The following is an 18,646-nucleotide window of genomic DNA, read 5'->3' as shown; positions in this document are numbered from 1 at the left end:
CTTTTTCTATCATATCTGTTAATATAAGAAAAAAACCAAAATTCTGAATCTTACATATTGTCAATAAAAACAGGGATTAAATCTTACATTCTATCTATGTTCAGAATCACCGTTTCATGCATCTTCTTCTTATTTTCAATCTATATGTTTCTTTCCATCATTGGCATTCCATTTTTTTACATTTAATTGAAGTCTCAACTTACTTCTTTTCTCCTGCACTCTATGAAACTCCTGTGAAAAAATGCCGGGTGCAGCCGTGCCAGAAGACCCTTCCCTTGTTTTCATAGATCTGCCCATAAAAAAACCGGCGTAAAACGCGCCGGCTTCCTGCAAAAGAAATCCTTACATTTCCGAAAAAAATGTGTCCGCATAGGTATACAATGCAGGTGTCCCGCCTGTGTGCAAGAAGAGTACGCGGTCCTCTTTCCGAAAAGCTCCCCGGCGAATCAGACCGATTAACCCCGCCATGGCTTTTCCTGTGTATACCGGATCGAGCAGAATGCCTTCCGTCCGGGCCAAAAGCTTCACAGCCTCTACCATTTCCGCTGTCGGGATGGCGTAGCCCGGCCCCACATACTCATCTTCACAACGCACCAGTGACGCGGGCAATTCTCCCTTTAGTCCGACGAATTCTGCCGTAGAAAGGAGCAGCTCTTGCACTTTTTTCTCCTGACTTTCACGGTCTCGGCTGACATTGATCCCGATGACCGAACTACTCGACTGACGAGCAGCAAAACCGGCAATCAGCCCGGCCTGCGTACCGGCGCTTCCTGTTGCCGTCACGACGTAGTCAAAGGGAATCCCCAGCTCCAGGGACTGCTGCTCGATCTCTTCTGCACAGGCCATGTATCCCAGCGTACCTACCTCACTGGAGCCGCCGACCGGGATCAGATACGCTTTCCTGCCTTCTCGTTCGAGAGCAGCCGCCAGCTTTTCCATTGACTCCTGCATGTCACCATCTGCGGGAATCACCTCGATTTTTTCCGCTCCCATCAGATGAAACAGCAAATGATTGCCGCTGGCGTGCGGCTGATAGCCTGTTTCGGGCTCGCTTAGCACCAATTGGCAGGAGAGCCCCTCCCGCACGGCAGCTGCAAGCGTCAAGCGGCAGTGGTTGGATTGAACAGCTCCGCAGGTGATCAGTGTATCGGCACCTTGCTTGATCGCATCGGCTACGAGATACTCCAGCTTCCTCGTTTTGTTTCCTCCCGCTGCCAGTCCAAGCTGATCATCTCGCTTGATATAAACCGTCGGGCCGCCGAGACATTCTGAAAATCGAGCCAGCCTTTCGATCGGAGTTGCGCCCCCCGTGTAACGTCTGCGTTCAAAGCGGATTGGATTCATCTTCTCTCCTCACTTTCTGCACTGTTTCCCTGGCTTCTTCCACAGCTATCCGAAAACGCCACCAGTTTTTTCATCATAGCGCATTTCCTTTGCCGTTACTACGCGAATGCCTCCGGCTCTTCAGATCATTTGCGGTGATCGCAGCGGGCAGCCGCACTCTCAAATCAACGGATGATTCTTTGCAAGAGCTGTGACGAGCAAAAGCCGGCTACCCCTTTTCGCGGGCCGCCGGCTTTTCTTGTTCACGTTTAAATTTTGCATCCCAATGCTCATAGTCATGGATCGCGAATCCGGCGTAGGCCGGGTATTTTTTCATGCGCCGCTCCAGAATGTCCAATTGCTGCTGCAGATGCCCTGTATCTTCCTCATAAAAAGTGGTTCTGCCGCCTTCCCGGCTTTCCAGAACGTTGAGACCGATGACCACTTTTTGTCTGGAATGGCCTGCTTCTGCGAGGATGTGGCTGCTGATATCGAGCACGCCGTTTCGCCCCTCCACGTGATCGCGGTACGCCATCAGCGTTACATGGTCCAACGCGCCCAGCAGCCATTGACTGACACTCTCCGACTCACGATCGGTCAATTGATTCGTCCAAAACGGGATATCTGCGCTTACTTCCAGGTTCGGATCTTTTTTTGTCTCCCGGATGACCAGCTCCATATTGGTCAGCCACTCGTTCTTTACCTTTTCCTGTTCCTGCCTCCAGTTCGGATGGACATGCGGTTCGATGTCCACATGGATGCCAGTAAATCGTTCTTCGCTGGAAACAGAGCGGTTATAGGCATGCACCCATTCGACAAATGCAGCGATGCTGTCCTGACGGGAAACGAGCGACCACGCGGGATCACCTGCCAGCGCATCCACCTGAATTTTTCTCGCTTTTGCCTCACTGATAAAGGCTTGATACGCGTGTCGCGGCACTTCTTTTCGATCGATATGCAGATAGATTCGATTGACCCCCTGCTGGTCAGCAAAGGCCAGAATCCGCTCCGGATCTTCGGTAATCAGGGCGGTGTTCCAGATCCAGGTGGCTTTCAAACTCGGCGGGGACGAAGAGAGCAGCCACAGCATCAGCACGGACGTACAAACAGAGAGCAGCAGCTTTCCCCACAGATACCGGCTTACTCGTTTGCAAGGCTTTCGCTTTCGGTTCGGTTTCAAGTAAATACGGCTTCCTCCTTACGCCAGGCTTCTCTGACATCTGTGCGTCTTTCCCTCCTACCCTACAGACGTCTTTTGCCCCGGTGCAAGTTGCGGCGATTTCTTGAACATGCCTGGATTGCGCTGCGCTCTACAGACCTCGGCCGCAGATGTCGCCTGCTCCCACGCATTTCCGCATCTCTTCGGAGAATGCGATTGCCAGAACCATTCCGCTATCATCAGTAACAAAGACACTGTTAAAGGACATCGAGCTTTCCTGCAAGAGGCGCAGGGCGTGCTGCAGCTTTGGTTAGTCCGGCAACAGAACGGCAATCTCGGCGGCCCTCGCCTCCAGACTCTGCTTCATGCCGCGAAGCATCAGGTCTGTAGTCTGTGCCATTTTATCGCTATAGGCTCGATTGATGTCCAGGACATTTTGGGTAATGACTTGCTTTACGACCTGATGAATTCCCGCACCGCAGCTCAGGACGATTAATAGCGTAGAGATGGAATACAAAAATATCAGCCAGAATCGGAGTGTTACATGTTTGAATCGACCCATCAGGCATTCTCCCCTCGATACTTCTAAAGGAGATACCCTGTTTTTCTTTCTTCCAAACTAGATGACTGCTCTTACTTCCGCACGATCCCCGCTTCGTCGATCACCGCTCCAAACGAGAGGCTCTGCACCTTTTGGATCAGCTTTTTCCCCTGCTCGCCTGTCAGCGGCACCGGCTGTCCATTGACGATTTTCGCCGGTACGATCTTCCCTTCGGTCTGATTTTGGGCAAAGGTCAGGGTCACGATCATGGACTCGCTTCCTTTGGGATTCCGGGGCGTGGTAAACACAAAGTTGCCGACACTGTAAAAGATCGGAGCCTCCTTGTACCATTCGACTCCCATCAGGGAATGGCTGTGCGATCCGACTACCGCATCTACCCCTTCATCGATCAGCAGCCGTGCCAATTGCTTGGCGTACTCTTCGGGATAGTCTTTGTACTCCAGATTCCAATGCATGATCGCGATGGTGATATCGGACGCTTCCACCGCTTTGCGGACGTAGCTCTGCATCGGCTCACGCGAATAAGCACTTGCCAGTCCGGCCTTGTTTTTGCCAGCAAACCATCCCTGGTTGGGCAGTACTCGGCTCAGACCGATGACTGCTACCCTTTTTCCTTTGATCGTGCGGATCACAGGAGCATAGGCTTCCTCCTCATTCTTCCCCCCGCCGACATAGGCGAGGTTGTACTCGCGAAGATGCTTCATCGTATCGAGAAAGGCATCCATGCCGTAGTCCATCGAGTGGTTATTGGCCAGATTGACGATGTCAAATCCGGCATTGACCAGCCCGGCGAGCGTCTCCGGCCGGGAGCGGAAGGTAAACTCCTTGGATTCCGGTTTTCCCCGTTTGCTGACGGCTGTCTCCAGATTGCCCACTGTCAAATCGGCCTGTCGCAGCAGATCTCCCGTTTTGGCAAACGGATAATCAACACCATAGCGTTCAATCTGCTTGCCCACGCTCTTGTCCAGAAGAATATCGCCCACAATCGTCACCGTTATCGGCTCATCAGTTTCCGGCTTCAGGGGCATCGGCAGCTCCGGCGATTGTTGAGCAGCTCCCCCGTTTTCCGCCTGAACCAACAGCGGGACCAGACTCAAATTGGCAAGTGACAAAGTTGTCAGCAAAAAGACCACTGTTTTCCACAATCCGTTCATGTTTCACCTCTATCCTCATTTGCCCCATTCTATGAGGGAGGGAGGCGTAGAGATGACCAGAATATAGTAAAAAAAGAGACCGCCTCAGGCCAAATTGGCCGGACGGTCATCGTTATATAGTTATAGGTTCAGAAATTTCATGCAATATCACTAATATTTCAACAAAAGGGACTTTTCCGATCCGTTATGTGGCGCTGGCTCCCTGTTCTTCCTCTCTCAGCCTGCGACGCAAAATCTTGCCGACTGCTGTTTTGGGCAGCGCCTCCCGAAATTCGATCTGCTGCGGAATCTTGTAGGCGGCCATCTGTTCACGGCAGTAGTCCTGCAGCTCGGCTTCCGTGAGCGACGCTTCTTTTTTGAGGACGACGAAAGCCTTTACCGTCTCGCCACGGTAGGCATCGGGCACGCCAATCACGACAGCCTCCTGCACAGACGGATGCTGGTAGAGAACTTCCTCCACTTCGCGCGGATAGATATTGAAGCCCCCGGCAATAATCAGGTCCTTTTTGCGATCGATGATATAGTAATATCCCTCTTCGTCTTTGTAGGCGATGTCCCCGGTGTAGAGCCAGCCATCCTTGAGCGTTTCTGCCGTCTCCTCCGGCATGCCCCAGTAGCCTTTCATCACCTGTGGCCCCCGTACCACCAGCTCACCCGCCTCATTTGGCCCAAGCTCGGTCTCACCGTCCTGCAGACTGATGATTTTGGATTCGGTAAAGGAAATGGTTTTGCCGATCGATCCTACCTTACGCTTGTCCATCTGGTTAAAATGCGTGACGGGAGACGCCTCCGAAAGTCCAAAGCCTTCCAGAATCATGCCCTTCGTCTTGGCTTCAAACTCTTTAATCACTTCACCCGGGAGCGGCGCAGAACCGCTGGCGCACAGGCGGATGGACGAAATACCGTACTCCTCTGCCCTGGGATGGGCGTTGACCGCGACATACATGGTCGGCACGCCCGGGAAAATCGTCGGCTTGGTCTCTTTGATCGTCTGCAGTACATCATCCAGTTCAAACCGCGGCACTATGATCTGCTGCGAGCCTCCAAAGATCGCCATATTCATGCAGACCGTCATGCCGTATACGTGAAAAAGTGGGATCACAGTGAGAATCCGATCCGGCCGCTCCAGATCCCCCTCCATAATGGCATAGCATTGATAAGCATTGGCATAGAGATTGCGGTGGGTCAGCATCGCACCCTTCGAGCGTCCGGTCGTGCCGCCCGTATATTGCAAGACGGCGACATCATCGGGAGTGGTGGAGGTGGCAGGCAGGTCTTCGAGCACATCCTCGGCCAGAGCGAGCACGTTTTCATATCGAAGATAACCGGCCGGCAGTTCGTTATCCGTCGCCGGCAGTTCGACGACGATTCTTGCCGTTAATTCTTGCACGCTTTTCACTTTTTCGACAACGGGCAAAAATGGTGCGAAGACGATCAGGGCTTTGGCCCCGGAGTCACTGAGGTAGTGTTCCAGCTCCGCCTGAACGGACATCGGATTGATCTGCACGACGATGCCGCCGAGCTGCAAGATTCCGTAATAGGCTGCCACGTAGTGCGGACAATTGGGCAGCATGATGCCTACCCGGTCCCCTTCCGAAATCCCGAGGCTGTGCAGTCCCGCTGCAAATCTTTTTACCAGGTGACCCAGTGTTTGATAATCCCACTGCTGTCCCTTGAAATACACAGCACTCCGTTCCGGAAATCGCTTACAACTTTGTTCCAGCATTTGCGGCAAGGTCCCTTGCAAATAGTCATTTGTGCTCATCGTCTTACACTCCCTCATCTTTTTTTGATTGGAAAGTTGTCTCAAGACATGTGCTGCCTGCCCACTGTTGCTTTGCTGTTATCGACCCTCTCGCCTATTTCCTCTCTCCTACTTTTTACAACCCGACGGCCGATTTTCCTGCTGGAATTTACAAGAAGAGGAAGGACAAAAAACGACGTGTTTTTTCGTTTGTTACCCCCCTGTAACGAAATTCTGTCGAAAAACGTCTACACTCTATGTACAAGCGATTCAAGGTGGAATTTATGATGAAAAACAAACCAAAAGCAAATCAAAAAAGAAGACGCAGGATGGTTCTTCTGCTCATCCCCATCCTGGTCTTGGTATTTGTCTCAACGGGTTATGCCATCGATTTATACCGGAAGGCCGCTATGATGGAAGAAAAAGCACATCAAGCGCTGGAAAGGGGAACGGTCTCGCCGATTCGCGAAGAACCAGCCGATCCTTTGGCAGACAGTTTTTCCGTCCTGCTCATGGGCGTGGATGGGAGTGATGTGCGGGATAGTCAATACGGGGACGCTATTCGGACAGACGCACTGATGCTGGCTACCTTTAACAAAAAAGACAGCTCTGTGAAGCTGCTCAGCATTCCGCGGGACTCTTACGTATATGTCCCGGTCGAAAAGAAAAAAGACAAGATCAACCATGCCCACGCTTTTGGCGGCGTAGACGCCACAGTGGACACGGTGGAACGTCTGCTGAATGTCCCGGTCGATTATTACGTAAAAGTCAACTTTACCGCCTTTATGGAAATCGTTGACGCATTGGGCGGTGTCGAGGTCGATGTCCCGATCTCCTTTACGGAGCAGGACAGCCAAGACCGCCCGCGTGCGATCAAGCTGAAAAAGGGGCTGCAGACCTTGAACGGGGAAGAAGCACTGGCTCTGGTCCGCACACGTAAAATTGACAGCGACCTGGAACGGGGGAAACGCCAACAGCTCGTACTGGAGTCTATTTTCAAAAAGGCGCTCACCATTGGCTCCCTCCCCAAATACGGCGCTCTGCTGGAAGCGCTCGGGGATAATCTAAAAACGAACATGCATTTGCAGGATCTGGAGGCATTCTATCAATTCGCCAAATCCGGCAGTGTGAACATCGACAAGCTCCAGTTCAAGGGAAGCAACATGTATCTCAACCAAATCTATTATTTCAAGCTGGACGAGCAGAACGTGACAGAGATCAGCGAGACCCTTCAAGAACATCTGGGGTTGAAAAAGAGCAGCAGCTCCCGGCCAAATGCTTCCTAGCAAACAAACGAACAGAACTAACTTGCTTACTTAACCACTTATTACTAACAGAAAAGAAGCTTCCCTCTCGATAGAAAAGGAAGCTTCCTGCTGCAAGGCCTTGGACGCTTTTTGACTCCAGGGCTTTTTTCTTTTTCGCTACAGCGTCAGACCGCCGTCTACCAGCACGATCGAACCGGTCATATACGAGGATTCCGAAGAAGCCAGGAATGCGACCACATTGGCGATCTCTTCCGCCTCTGCCATTCGGCCCATGCGCGGGAATACAATCTCGGGCACATTGCCGGTTTCCTCGATGTTTTGCTGAAAGGCGGCGACCAGGTTGGTAGTGACACCACCGGGGCAGACGGCATTGATGCGAATGCCTGTCTTGGCGTATTCCATCGCAGCAGACTTGGTCAGGCTGACGACAGCATGCTTCGACGCAGAGTAGGCGGCTACACTGTGTTCCGGCTTGACACCTGCGGTAGAAGCCGTGTTGATGATCAGGCCCTCCCCTTGTTTCTCCATCACTTTCAGAACGTATTTCAAGCCCAGAAAGACACCCTTGGCATTCACGGAGAAAACGCGGTCAAATTCGTTTTCCGGAATGTCTGCCAGCAGATAAGGCTTTTGGATAATACCGGCGTTGTTGAAAAAGACATCGATCCGTCCGAAGGTCTCCACAGCTTGGTTCACATAGTTTTGCACATCGGCGCTTTCTGCCACATTGGCTTTGACAAAAATCGCTTCTGCACCTTTTTCTTTGACAAGTCCGAGAGTCTCTTCACCTGTTTGTTCGTTGAAATCGACCAGCACCAGCTTCATGCCTTTGTCGGCCAGCTTAAGCGAGGCGGCGCGGCCCATTCCGCTTCCTGCACCTGTAATGACGGCTACCTGTGATTGTGTTGTCATGTTGTATTCACTCCTTGTCAGGTTGGTACGTCTCGAGATTGGCTACCATTTTCTCGTAGTACTGCAAGAGTTGGGCTAGTTCTTCGGAAGAAAAATCGGCCCAGATGGTATCGGTCAGGTGATAATACTTGGACATGATCCTCTCCAATACAGCAGAACCAGCAGGAGTAATGTGCAGATTGGTTACCCGCCGATCCTCTGCCGGGATCGAACGTTCCACATAACCTTTTTTTACCAGCTTATTAGACAGATTGGTTACGGCAGGCAGACTGATCTCCAATTGGGCCGCCAATTCCGTACTTCTCTTCGAGCCTTCGTTCTCCAGGATTTCCAGCATGTACACCTGTGAACCGGAGATATCCGCATCCAGTACCTTGCCATAAGCAAGAACAAACTTGTGCATCATGCTCGAAAACAGGTTGGCGAGTGATTGCTTATGCTCCATGAAAGGATATCATCACCTCCCTTATTTTATTAAAATATTTAATAGTTAATATATTTAACTTATTTCTTCCTCAGTTTAAATCAATTCCGATTGAATGTCAACTTTCGTCCATTTCCCCTGCTCATTTGATCCACTCCCAAACCGTCATTACCAGTCTGATCCAGAAAATTCCTTCCATATCCTACGTTGTCCAGTCTGGCTAAAAAAATTTCGAGAAGCGATCTATCCCTACTTCTTTTGGTCAAACTATGATACGCTTTTGATGAGAGTAAACAACTTAGTTTGTTTCCAAAAAAATCCTGTAGGAGATGGATAGACATGGACGCAGCAGAATCCAAACGAATCGAAAAAGACTTTCTCGGAGAAAAGGAAGTGCCGAAGAATGCCTACTATGGAGTGCAAACACTCCGGGCAGTGGAGAACTTTCCCATTACGGGGTACCGGATTCACGAATCGTTGATCACCGCCATCGCTATGGTCAAAAAGGCCGCTGCCATCGCCAATATGGAGACGGGGCAGTTGAACCGCCGCATCGGTACAGGCATCGTGCAGGCTGCAGAAGAAGTCATCGCGGGCCAGTTGCACGACCAGTTTATCGTCGACCCGATTCAGGGTGGAGCCGGGACCTCGATCAATATGAACGCCAACGAAGTGATTGCCAATCGCGCGCTGGAAATCCTCGGATTTGAAAAAGGGGACTACTTCCAGGTAAGTCCCAATACCCATGTAAATATGTCGCAGTCAACCAATGACGCTTTTCCGACAGCCATTCACATCGCTGTGCTGATGATGCTGGATCAACTGCTCGACACAATGGAGCTGCTTCAGGAAGCCTTCTCGAAAAAAGCCCAGGAATTTGACGGCGTGATCAAAATGGGCCGAACCCATCTGCAAGATGCGGTGCCAATCCGTCTGGGCCAGGAATTCGAAGCGTACCGCAAAGTACTTTCTCGCGATATCTCGCGTATCTCCAGCTCCCGTCAGCATCTGTTTGAAGTAAACATGGGAGCCACGGCGGTAGGTACCGGGCTGAATGCTGATCCTCGTTACATCGAGAGTGTCGTCAAACAATTGGCCGAGATCACCAGCTTCCCGATCAAAGGTGCCTCTGATCTGGTCGACGCTACACAAAATACAGATGCGTATACGGAAGTTTCGGCAGCCCTGAAGGTTTGCATGATCAACATGTCCAAAATCGCCAACGACCTGCGCCTGATGGCTTCCGGTCCGCGTGCCGGTCTCGGGGAAATCGCCCTGCCTGCCCGCCAGCCTGGTTCTTCGATCATGCCGGGGAAAGTAAATCCGGTGATGGCAGAAGTGCTCAACCAAATCGCCTTCCAGGTCATCGGAAACGACCATACGATCTGTCTCGCCTCCGAAGCAGGGCAACTGGAATTGAATGTGATGGAGCCTGTTCTCGTCTTTAACCTGCTGCAGTCCATCAGCATCATGAACAACGGTTTCCGCGTGTTCAAAGAATACTGCCTCGACGGGATCAAAGCGAATGAAGAAGTGATGAAAGCCTACGTGGAAAAAAGCGTCGGAATCATCACCGCCGTCAATCCGCACCTCGGCTATGAAGTGGCTGCGCGCATCGCCCGCGAAGCAATCCTCACGGGCAGATCAGTGCGAGAGCTTTGCCTGGAGCACAACGTACTGACCGAGGAAGAGCTGGATTTGATCCTCGATCCATTTGAAATGACGCATCCGGGTATTGCCGGAGCATCTCTGTTGTTTAAAGAGTAATCAACAAAAAGCAAAGAAGTCGATTCCATCCATGTCGTGGAGGAATCGGCTTCTTTTTCATTCTCGTTGACGGCAGGGCAGTGTCCGTGAATAACATACTTACCAATATGATTCCCGCCTTTTTCCTGAGGCTGGCTATCGTCCGCCATGCCGGGCAGCCTTCATGGGGGATCTGGCCGGGGATTAGCCGCTTTTCACTGGCAGCCAGACGATAAAGCTGGTTCCTTTCCCCTCTTCGCTCTCCACGCGGATTTTGCCGCCGTGCGCGTCGACAATCCATTTGGCGATGGACAATCCCAGCCCGGTGCCCTCCAGCTTTCGGGAGCGCATTTTATCCGCCCGATAAAAGCGGTCGAACACATAGGGAATATCCTCTTGTGAAATCCCGATGCCCGAATCTTTGACGATCAGGGAAATTCCGTGGCCATCGCGTTTGCAGCTAACGGCAATCACTCCCTGTTCGTACGAGTACTTGAGCGCGTTGTCGAGCATGATGACGAGCAGTTGCTGAAGCCTTTCCTGATCCCCGCTCATCTCCAGCGGCTGCTGAATGTCCGTCTCGATCGAGATGCCTCGGACTGTCGCAAGCTGGCGAAAAGTCTGGACGCTTTTCTCCACCAGCTCCCCCATTGGGACGGTTTGTTTTAAAAGCTGCAGTTCATTGGAATCGGTGCGGGCCAGCGTCAGCAGGTCGGACACCAGCTTGTTCAACCGCCTCGTCTCCTGGATGCTGACCAGAATATGCTCGCTCTCCTCTTCAATCGTCCGGCCGGGTGAGCGGAACAGCCTCTCCAGATTGACCAGAATCACAGAGAGCGGCGTCCGCAATTCATGGGAGGCATCCGCGATAAACTGCTGCTGTTTCTCCCACGACTGCTGTATCGGAATCAGCGCCCGCTTGGCTAAAAAGAGCCCTGCAAACAAGGCAATTCCGATGCTGACCAGACCTCCGATCCCGAGCACGTACAGAAGCGTGCCCAGCATGTTCATCTCGGGCTCCAGGTTGTAGATCAACTGGATATAGCTCACCGTTTTGATCTTTCCCTGATCGAGTATCTGTTTATCGACAAACATGGTGTAAACCCTGTAGGTCTGTCCATTTTCGGAGACATTCTCGATCTCTGCTGCCCGACGGTCGGGATGAAACGGCAGCAGTTCCTCCCTTTCCAACGTTTCCCCGTAAAAATTGCCGATCAGCCCGCCCTTGTCATCCCATAGCAAAAAGATAATTCTTCTGTCGACGTCAGGGAATCGTTTGCGATCTGCTTTCAGGAACGGAGGCGGAGCCTGGGCCAGCCTTTTTCCCGCCCTGATCAGTTCCTTGTCCACCTGTGAAATCAAGCGGTACTGCATGGAAAAGTAGAGCGCGCTGCCCAAGCCGTTCAAAAGAATCACAAATACGATCACATTGAGAATCACCAGGCGGATGCGGGTCTTTTTGAACATCCGTCTAGCTCTCCTTTAAGATATACCCGACATTGCGAACCGTACGGATGTAATGGTCACAATCGTAATCGGCCAATTTTTTGCGCAGGTAGTGCACGTACAAATCGACAATGCCGTAGTTGGCTTCCGAATCAATCCCCCAGATTCGGTCAAAGATCTGATCACGCGTCAGGATTTGCTCCCGGTTGTGAAGAAAATATTGCAAAAGGTCATACTCCTTGCTGGTCAGCTTCAACGGGTGCACATCCACGTAAGCGTCATGCTCGTTTGTCCGCAGGGAAATCGGCCCATAGGAGAGTTCACCGTCCGTCGTGTACTTCCCGTTTCTCCGCAAAAGCGCTCTCGTGCGGGCCAGCAGCTCTTCGACAGCAAAAGGCTTGACCAGGTAGTCATCTGCTCCCGCATCCAGCCCCTCTACGCGGGATTCCACACTGTCTTTGGCGGTGAGCAGCAGGACCGGCGTCATCTGTCCCTTTGCCCGCAGTTTTTTGACCAGTGCCACCCCATCCATTCCGGGCATCATGATGTCCAGAACCAGCAGATCGTAAATGCCGCGTTCGGCTAACAGATAGCCTTCATCGCCACGTTCTGCGCGATCTACCTGGTAGCCTTCCTCTTGCAAAACGCCGCAAATGGCCTCTAACAGGGCTCGTTCATCCTCAACTGCGAGAATTCGCATGGCACACCTCTCCTTCCGCAGAGAAAAACGGCATTTCTGTGAATGCCACTTTTCCGTTACTTTCACTTTTTCTATTATACTATGCTATTCTTCCAGACTCGCGGTCTTGATCTTGCGAGAGGGTTGGAAGATGGTGCCGATTTTTCTCAGCCATCTCTGCAAATCGTCCAGAAGTGAATACACCACCGGAATGACGATCAATGTAAGGAGTGTAGAGAAAAGCAAGCCTCCGATCACGACGGTGGCCATCGGGGACTGACTTGCCCCGCCCTCTCCAATCCCTAAAGCGAGCGGGAAGAGGCCCATAACGGTACACAGCGTCGTCATCATAATCGGGCGCAGGCGGATCGGGGAAGCAGTCAATATCGCTTCTGTGCGCCCCATCCCTTGCCTGCGCAGAACATTGATAAAGTCGACCAGTACGATGGCATTGCGCACCACGATTCCCGTCAGGAGGATAATCCCGATAAATGCGGGTATGCTCAGTGTTCGTCCGGTCACCCAGAGACTAAAGCTGGCGCCGAAAAACGAGAGCGGCACCGACAGCATGATCGAAAGCGGGTAAACGAGCGATTCGAATTGCGCTGCCAGAATGATGTAAACCAGCACCACCGCAAGACCGAAGGCCAGAATCATACCTTTGGTGGTTTCATCCAACTGCTGGTTCTGCCCTTGCTTTTCGATGACATAGCCTGGCGGAACGGGAAAATTGGCGATTACGCGATTCAGTTCTTCCGAAACGCTGCCCAAATCACGTCCGGGTGCGAGCATCCCGGTTACATTGACCACGCGGGCTTGATTGTAGCGCTGGATGCTCTGCGGTCCTCCTGCAATGACGACATCCGCAACCTCTTTCACCTGGATGATTTCTCCTCGGGGTGTTGTCATGAGCAGATTTTCAATATCTTGCATACTGGCTGTCCGCTCTTTATCCAGCTTGAGGGTGACATCGATTTCGCTTCCGCCAGTCTCCATGCGTGTCGCTACCTGATCCCGCAAAGCAGTTTGAATCGTACTGGTCAATGCGGATTGGGTGATGCCCAGTCCTGCTGCTTTCATCCGATTCAGCCGAACCTGAATCTCAGGGCGTGACTCCTCCAGCGTATTATCTGCTTCGCGGATGCCGTCAACATCGGCAATGGCATTGGTGAGGCGCTCAGCCAAATCCTTCAGGGTTGCTTCGTCGCTTCCCCGCAAGGCGTAGGAAATCGGAGCGGAGCTGCCGCCAAAGCCCTGCCCTCCAAGACCAGGCAACATCATGCCGCCCGATTCACTTACACGGACACGCGCTCCGGGAAAGCGATTCAGCTTGTTGCGCAGATCATCGACTACTTCCGCTGTTGTGCGCGTTCGCTCCGACGGGTCTGACAGGACGAGCATAAGCGATGCGGCTGAGCTGTTTGCATTTCCGCCGCGCGTAGCGTTGGCGCTGCCGAGGCTGGAGAAGATCGTCTTGGCCTCCGGAACACCGGATGCGATCTCCAGCGCCTTGGTCAGTACCTCTCTCGTCTTCTCCAGCTCGGTTCCATTCGGCAGAGAAAAGGAGATATTGACCTGGCCCTGATCGGAAGCAGGCATGACTTCCATCCCGATAAACGGCACCAATCCGACGCCTCCGATCAAAGAAGAAAGCGCGATGGCGAGCACGCTTTTTCGATGGCCAAGCGACCAGGCTAACAATCGCTTGTAAAGCTGAGACCCACGGTTCCTGGCATCAACCTTTTCCGCCTTTTTCCCCAGCTTTTGGGATGCGGTCCATTTCACTGTCAGCATCGGGGTGACAGTCAGCGATACCACGAGCGATGCCAAGAGGGCGAAGGAAACCGTGACACCCATGTCTTTAAACAACTGGGCCGTCACGCCCTCGACAAACACGATGGGAAAGAAGACGGCAACCGTCGTAAGCGTAGCGGCAATGACCGGCATCGCCACTTCTTTTGTTCCCGCGACCGCCGCCTGTCTGATCGATAGCCCTTTGTGCCGGTGGCGATGGATATTTTCCAGGACGACGATGGCATCGTCCACGATCATCCCGACACCGAGCGTGAGGCCTCCCAGACTCATCGTATTGAGCGACATATTGACAAAGAACATCAGGGCAAACGTGGCGATGATGGAAATGGGAATAGCGGTTCCAATAATCAGTGTGTTGCTGATGCTTTTCAGGAAAAACCAGATGATGAAGATGGCCAGGATGCCCCCGATGAGCGTGTCGTGGACCAGGGTATTAATCGATGCGCGGATAAACGCGGACTGGTCAGAGATACTGAACACATTCATTTCCACCGATAGGGAATTCTTGATCTTCTCCAGTTCTTCGTTGATGCGGTCAACCACAGCGACCGTGTTGGTCCCGGACTGCTTCATGATCGACAGTGTTACAGTGGGCTGCCCGTCCATTTTGCTTTCGATCGATACAGCCTTGTAGCCTTCCGTAACGAGCGCGAGATCCTCCAGGAACACATGACCGTCGCCCCGCAGCGGAATCGCTACCTTTTTGATGTCATCCACAGAGGAGAATTTTCCCATGGCGCGAACCGTATAGGTGGTCCCGCCCTCTGTCACTGTACCGCCTGGGGAGTTCAGATTCTGATTGCGAAGCTGCTGACTGATATCAGCCAGCGTGACACCGTACTGCTCCAGCTTGTCAGTGTCGACACGCACCGTAATCTCTCTTTGCAAACCGCCCGATACCGTGACCGAAGCCACTCCTTCCAAACGTTCGAGATACGGGACGACCTGCTCATCGACAAAGGCGCGGAGCTGGTCCGCGCTCATCTGCGAGGAGACCGCCAGCGTCAAAATCGGGGAGCTGTTCGGGTCAAAACGCATTACCGTTGGCGAATCCGCATCATCAGGCAGCGATCTTCTGACCCGCTCCACCTTTTGCTGAATCTCCGAGACAGATGCGTCAATATCTGTGCCATAGTTAAACTCCACGATCACCTGAGAGGAGCCCTCCCGGGAGGTGGAGGTGACCGATTTGATTCCGGCTACTGTTGCCACAGCCTGCTCAATCGGCTTGGTCACCAGATTTTCTATTTCTTTGGGACCGACTCCGGAATAGCTTGTCGATACAGCCACGGTCGGAATCTCAATTGGTGGATAGAGGTCGATAGGGATTCGCATCAGGGAGAGAATTCCCAAAATAATCACCATCAGGACACCCATCATGACAGTCACGGGCCGACGAATGGAATGATCAGATATATGCATGAAGGTTCACCTATCCTTTTGGCGCGGCTGCGGGTTCCTGATTTTCCGGGCTGGCCGGGCTATTTCCCTGGCCTTGGCCCTGCGGTTGTCCCTGGCCCTGACCTTGCTTCTGCCGCTGACCTTGTCCCTTGCCCTGCCCTTGTCCTTGGCCCTCCCATTGACCTTGTCCCTGGCCTTGGCCTTGACCTCTGCCCGGGTTCCCTTGGTTGCCCGGCCCTCGTTGCCGGTCCTTGTTTTGAATCGAATCAGACGAATTTGGCTGATTCGGGTCGATTACGACCACACCGGAACCGTCTGTCAGCGTGTTTTGTCCTTTGATGACGACGCTTTCGCCGGCCGAAAGCCCTTCCAGGATCTCGACACGTTCGCCATCCGACTCTCCACGTTTTACCGCAACCATTTTTGCCCTGTCGTCCTCGACGATGTACACGTAATCCTGCGCTTCCCGCGAGATGATCGCTTCTCTGGGGATGATCAGGGCATCATGCGGCTTTCCCGTCATTTCGATGGAGGCTATCATGCCGGCCTTCAGCTGCAGATCGGGATTGTCGATTTCGATCTCGATCGGATACGATTTGGATGCATCAGCAAGCGGGCTGACCGAGGAGACGATCCCTTTCGTAACCAACTGAACGGATGGGACTTTGACCTCTACTTCTTGTCCATTGCGAAACAAGCCTACCTGACTTTCCGTAGCCTGTGTCTTTACCTTTATTTTTGTCAGATTGATAATCTGGGCAATCTCAGTATTCGTGCCTACATTGCTCCCGACAGCAGCCTGAAGTGAGCCAATAACGCCATCAATCGGCGCTTTCACGACGAGATTGGATGCGTTGAGCCGAGACAGTGCCAGATCCGCTTCAGCCTGCTTCAGTGTAGCTTGGGCCGTTGCCAACGAGGATTCTGTCGGCCCCTTTTGATCGAGCTTCAGCTTCTCCTTCTGGTTTTCCAGACTGATTGCGGCGCTGTCCAGCGCTGCTTTTGCTTTTTCGTATTCCGCGGCTGATATGGCCCCCTGCTGATACAGAGTCGTCGTCCGCTCCAGCTCTTTCTTTGCTGTGTCGTATTTGTTTTGAAGATCGGTCAGCTGGTTTTTGGTCTGGGCCACCGTCTCCTCCGGCGTTCCTTCTTTGGCTTCCTTGTACCTGGCTTGTGCAGAAAGAAGTGCTGCTTCCGAGCGTTGGAGCTGGATATTGATCTCCTCACCCTCCAGCGTCACGATCGGTTGCCCTGCCTTTACCTGATCCCCGACTTTGGCATGCACCTGCATGATTCGGCCACTTGCTTTGGATGTCAGAGCGACCTGGTTGCTTGCTTCCAATCTACCGCTGAGCGACAGCTTTTGGCCAAATGTTTCCTGACTGACTTGCTTCACTTCTACCGGTATTGCCCGCTGTCCCGCCCCTCCCCGTTGCCCCATGGGGCCTTGCTGGGGAGAACAACCTGCCAGGACACTGAAAATCGTAAGGATGATAACGGTCGTCTTTACGTTGCTGGACCTCAAACTTGCTTCCTCCTTCTACCTCTCCGGTACCTGCCCGCTAGCGCAAAATCATTGTCTCTGTGCTTTAGGAAATAGGCCTGTGGTCCAATTAAATCATGAATTTTTTGGAAGAATATTTGAAAAAGACAGGTGATAAACTCACCTGCCTTGGACATGCTCCTGCTATGGTGCAACGGATCACTTACTCCTCAACGACAACCTTTTTGGCATCGCCGCTCCATTTATGTTCTACCTGCTTTTTCACTGCGCCCTCCAGATCAGCTTTCAGCTTATCGGCTTTCTCCTGCGGGATTTTTCCTGCCTTCACTGCCTCCGCCAGCTGGTCTTCACGCTGTTTGGTCAAGAGCGCGATCACATCCTCAACATCTACGCCCTGTGCCTCGGCGATGTCCGCCAGCGATTTGCCGGCTTTCATTTCGGTTGCCAGCTGCTCCGCATCCAGCTTCAGCAGATCAAGCAGCTCGGTGTTTTTCCCTTGGGAGAATACGAGGCGCGGGCCTTTTTCTCTGCCCTCATGCGTGCTTTCTACCATCTTTTGAACCCGCTCTTTCGCGTTTTCACTCATCTTGTCCGCTTGCTCCTGGGTCAGCTTGCCTGCTTTCACGGCTTCCGCCAGTTGATTCTCCTGCTGCTTCACGATCAGACTGACAACATCCTCTGTGGAAACACCCTGAGCCTTCGCGATGTCTGCCAGCGATTTTCCTTCCTTCAACTGTGCTTGCAGTCCCGCTTCATCCAGCTTCAGCAAGTCCAGCAGCTCAGTTCCTTTGGTGAGGAAGAAACCATGAGCGCCTTTTTCTCTTCCTTCATGCTTGCTTTCCACCATTTTCTGTACGTGCTCAGCAGCATTCTCACTCACTTTGTCAGCCTGCTCCTGCGTCAGTTTGCCAGCCTTCACCGCTTCTGCCAGTTGTTCTTTCTGCTGTTTGACGAGCAGATTGACGACATCTTCGGTAGAGACACCTTGCTCCTTCGCTACCTCAGCGAGGGATTTATCTGCCTTCAGGGCTTCTTTCAGCTCATCCGCGGAGAGGTTCAGCAGCTTCAGCAGTTCTTCGTTGTTACCTGGCCCCTTGCCTTTGAAGAGCACCTTCACTTTTCCTTCGCCAAATTTGCCTTCTGCAAATTTGACATCTGTAAACTTGCCTTCTCCGTCTTTTCCTTCTCCTTTGAAATGGAACCAGCCCAGCTTTACTTTTTGCTTGCCGTCTTGCTTGGCTGCCTGTTCGGTTGATCCCTGATCATTTGTTGCTGCATATACTCCACTTACGGTTCCTACGCTCAGTACGGTTGCCAGTGCTCCCATCATCAATCCCATTTTTGCTTTGCTAAACATGTGCATCCACCTTTCTCACTTGTAACTTGTACCTAGGCACAGCTTTAGTGTAGGCTGAGAATCTTTGATTCGTTTTTGAGAAGTGTGGAAAAGTGAGGGAAAAAATGTGGAGCTTTTCGGAAAAACACGCTTCGCATTTTTGGAAACGTTTG

The 18,646-nt window shown here is 52.3% G+C and carries 15 protein-coding genes; 3 read left to right on the top strand and 12 right to left on the bottom strand.

Going from position 1 to position 18,646, the window contains the following annotated elements:
• Positions 1-342: 342 nt before the first annotated feature.
• The 5 genes from cuyA to NDK47_RS06265 form a co-directional block, all read right to left on the bottom strand.
• A complete protein-coding gene (cuyA, locus tag NDK47_RS06285) occupies positions 343-1,344 on the bottom strand; it encodes a D-cysteate sulfo-lyase (RefSeq protein ID WP_251874007.1) in 1,002 nt (333 codons plus the stop codon).
• A gap of 208 nt (positions 1,345-1,552) precedes the next feature.
• Positions 1,553-2,503, bottom strand: a complete 951-nt coding sequence (locus NDK47_RS06280) for a hypothetical protein (RefSeq protein WP_251874006.1) — start codon at positions 2,501-2,503, stop codon at positions 1,553-1,555.
• Positions 2,504-2,792: 289 nt separating this feature from the next.
• Positions 2,793-3,044, bottom strand: coding sequence for a hypothetical protein (locus NDK47_RS06275; RefSeq protein WP_251874005.1), 252 nt, complete (start codon positions 3,042-3,044; stop codon positions 2,793-2,795).
• Between the two features lie 71 nt (positions 3,045-3,115).
• Entirely contained in the window at positions 3,116-4,198 is a 1,083-nt protein-coding gene (locus tag NDK47_RS06270; protein ID WP_251874004.1) for a CapA family protein, read from the bottom strand.
• A 184-nt stretch (positions 4,199-4,382) separates the two neighbouring features.
• A complete protein-coding gene (locus tag NDK47_RS06265) occupies positions 4,383-5,963 on the bottom strand; it encodes a long-chain-fatty-acid--CoA ligase (RefSeq protein WP_251874003.1) in 1,581 nt (526 codons plus the stop codon).
• A gap of 266 nt (positions 5,964-6,229) precedes the next feature.
• Here NDK47_RS06265 and NDK47_RS06260 point away from each other — a divergent pair, with 266 nt between their 5' ends.
• Positions 6,230-7,228, top strand: coding sequence for an LCP family protein (locus tag NDK47_RS06260; RefSeq protein WP_251874002.1), 999 nt, complete (start codon positions 6,230-6,232; stop codon positions 7,226-7,228).
• Positions 7,229-7,366: 138 nt separating this feature from the next.
• Here the strand turns inward: NDK47_RS06260 and NDK47_RS06255 are convergent, their stop codons facing one another.
• Positions 7,367-8,122 (bottom strand): SDR family NAD(P)-dependent oxidoreductase, encoded by a 756-nt coding sequence (locus tag NDK47_RS06255; protein WP_251874001.1) that lies wholly within the window; start codon positions 8,120-8,122, stop codon positions 7,367-7,369.
• A gap of 7 nt (positions 8,123-8,129) precedes the next feature.
• Positions 8,130-8,567, bottom strand: a complete 438-nt coding sequence (locus tag NDK47_RS06250; protein WP_251874000.1) for a MarR family winged helix-turn-helix transcriptional regulator — start codon at positions 8,565-8,567, stop codon at positions 8,130-8,132.
• 318 nt (positions 8,568-8,885) lie between these two features.
• On the opposite strand from NDK47_RS06250, the gene aspA reads away from it, so the two are divergent.
• Positions 8,886-10,313 carry an aspartate ammonia-lyase gene (aspA, locus tag NDK47_RS06245; protein WP_251873999.1) on the top strand — a complete coding sequence of 476 codons (1,428 nt, stop codon included), beginning with the start codon at positions 8,886-8,888 and terminating at the stop codon, positions 10,311-10,313.
• Between the two features lie 86 nt (positions 10,314-10,399).
• Entirely contained in the window at positions 10,400-10,528 is a 129-nt protein-coding gene (locus tag NDK47_RS27635) for a hypothetical protein (RefSeq protein ID WP_256481346.1), read from the top strand.
• Here the strand turns inward: NDK47_RS27635 and NDK47_RS06240 are convergent.
• The 5 genes from NDK47_RS06240 to NDK47_RS06220 all read right to left on the bottom strand — a co-directional run bounded on the left by NDK47_RS06240 (position 10,497) and on the right by NDK47_RS06220 (position 18,494).
• Entirely contained in the window at positions 10,497-11,759 is a 1,263-nt protein-coding gene (locus NDK47_RS06240; RefSeq protein WP_251873998.1) for a sensor histidine kinase, read from the bottom strand. The two genes, NDK47_RS27635 and NDK47_RS06240, sit on opposite strands and share 32 nt — an antisense overlap.
• A gap of 4 nt (positions 11,760-11,763) precedes the next feature.
• Positions 11,764-12,438, bottom strand: a complete 675-nt coding sequence (locus NDK47_RS06235; RefSeq protein WP_251873997.1) for a response regulator transcription factor — start codon at positions 12,436-12,438, stop codon at positions 11,764-11,766.
• A gap of 84 nt (positions 12,439-12,522) precedes the next feature.
• On the bottom strand, positions 12,523-15,654 hold the full coding sequence (locus tag NDK47_RS06230; RefSeq protein WP_251873996.1) for an efflux RND transporter permease subunit: 3,132 nt from the start codon (positions 15,652-15,654) through the stop codon (positions 12,523-12,525).
• Positions 15,655-15,664: 10 nt separating this feature from the next.
• The gene (locus NDK47_RS06225; protein WP_251873995.1) at positions 15,665-17,158 is read right to left on the bottom strand and encodes an efflux RND transporter periplasmic adaptor subunit; all 1,494 of its coding nucleotides are present in this window, start codon (positions 17,156-17,158) and stop codon (positions 15,665-15,667) included.
• Positions 17,159-17,339: 181 nt separating this feature from the next.
• Positions 17,340-18,494, bottom strand: coding sequence for a hypothetical protein (locus NDK47_RS06220; protein ID WP_251873994.1), 1,155 nt, complete (start codon positions 18,492-18,494; stop codon positions 17,340-17,342).
• Between the last annotated feature and the right edge of the window lie 152 nt (positions 18,495-18,646).

The organism is Brevibacillus ruminantium, from assembly GCF_023746555.1.
Taxonomy (GTDB): domain Bacteria; phylum Bacillota; class Bacilli; order Brevibacillales; family Brevibacillaceae; genus Brevibacillus; species Brevibacillus ruminantium.
The sequence above is the reverse complement of the archived record's forward strand: the minus strand, read 5'-3'. Positions and strand labels throughout refer to the sequence as shown.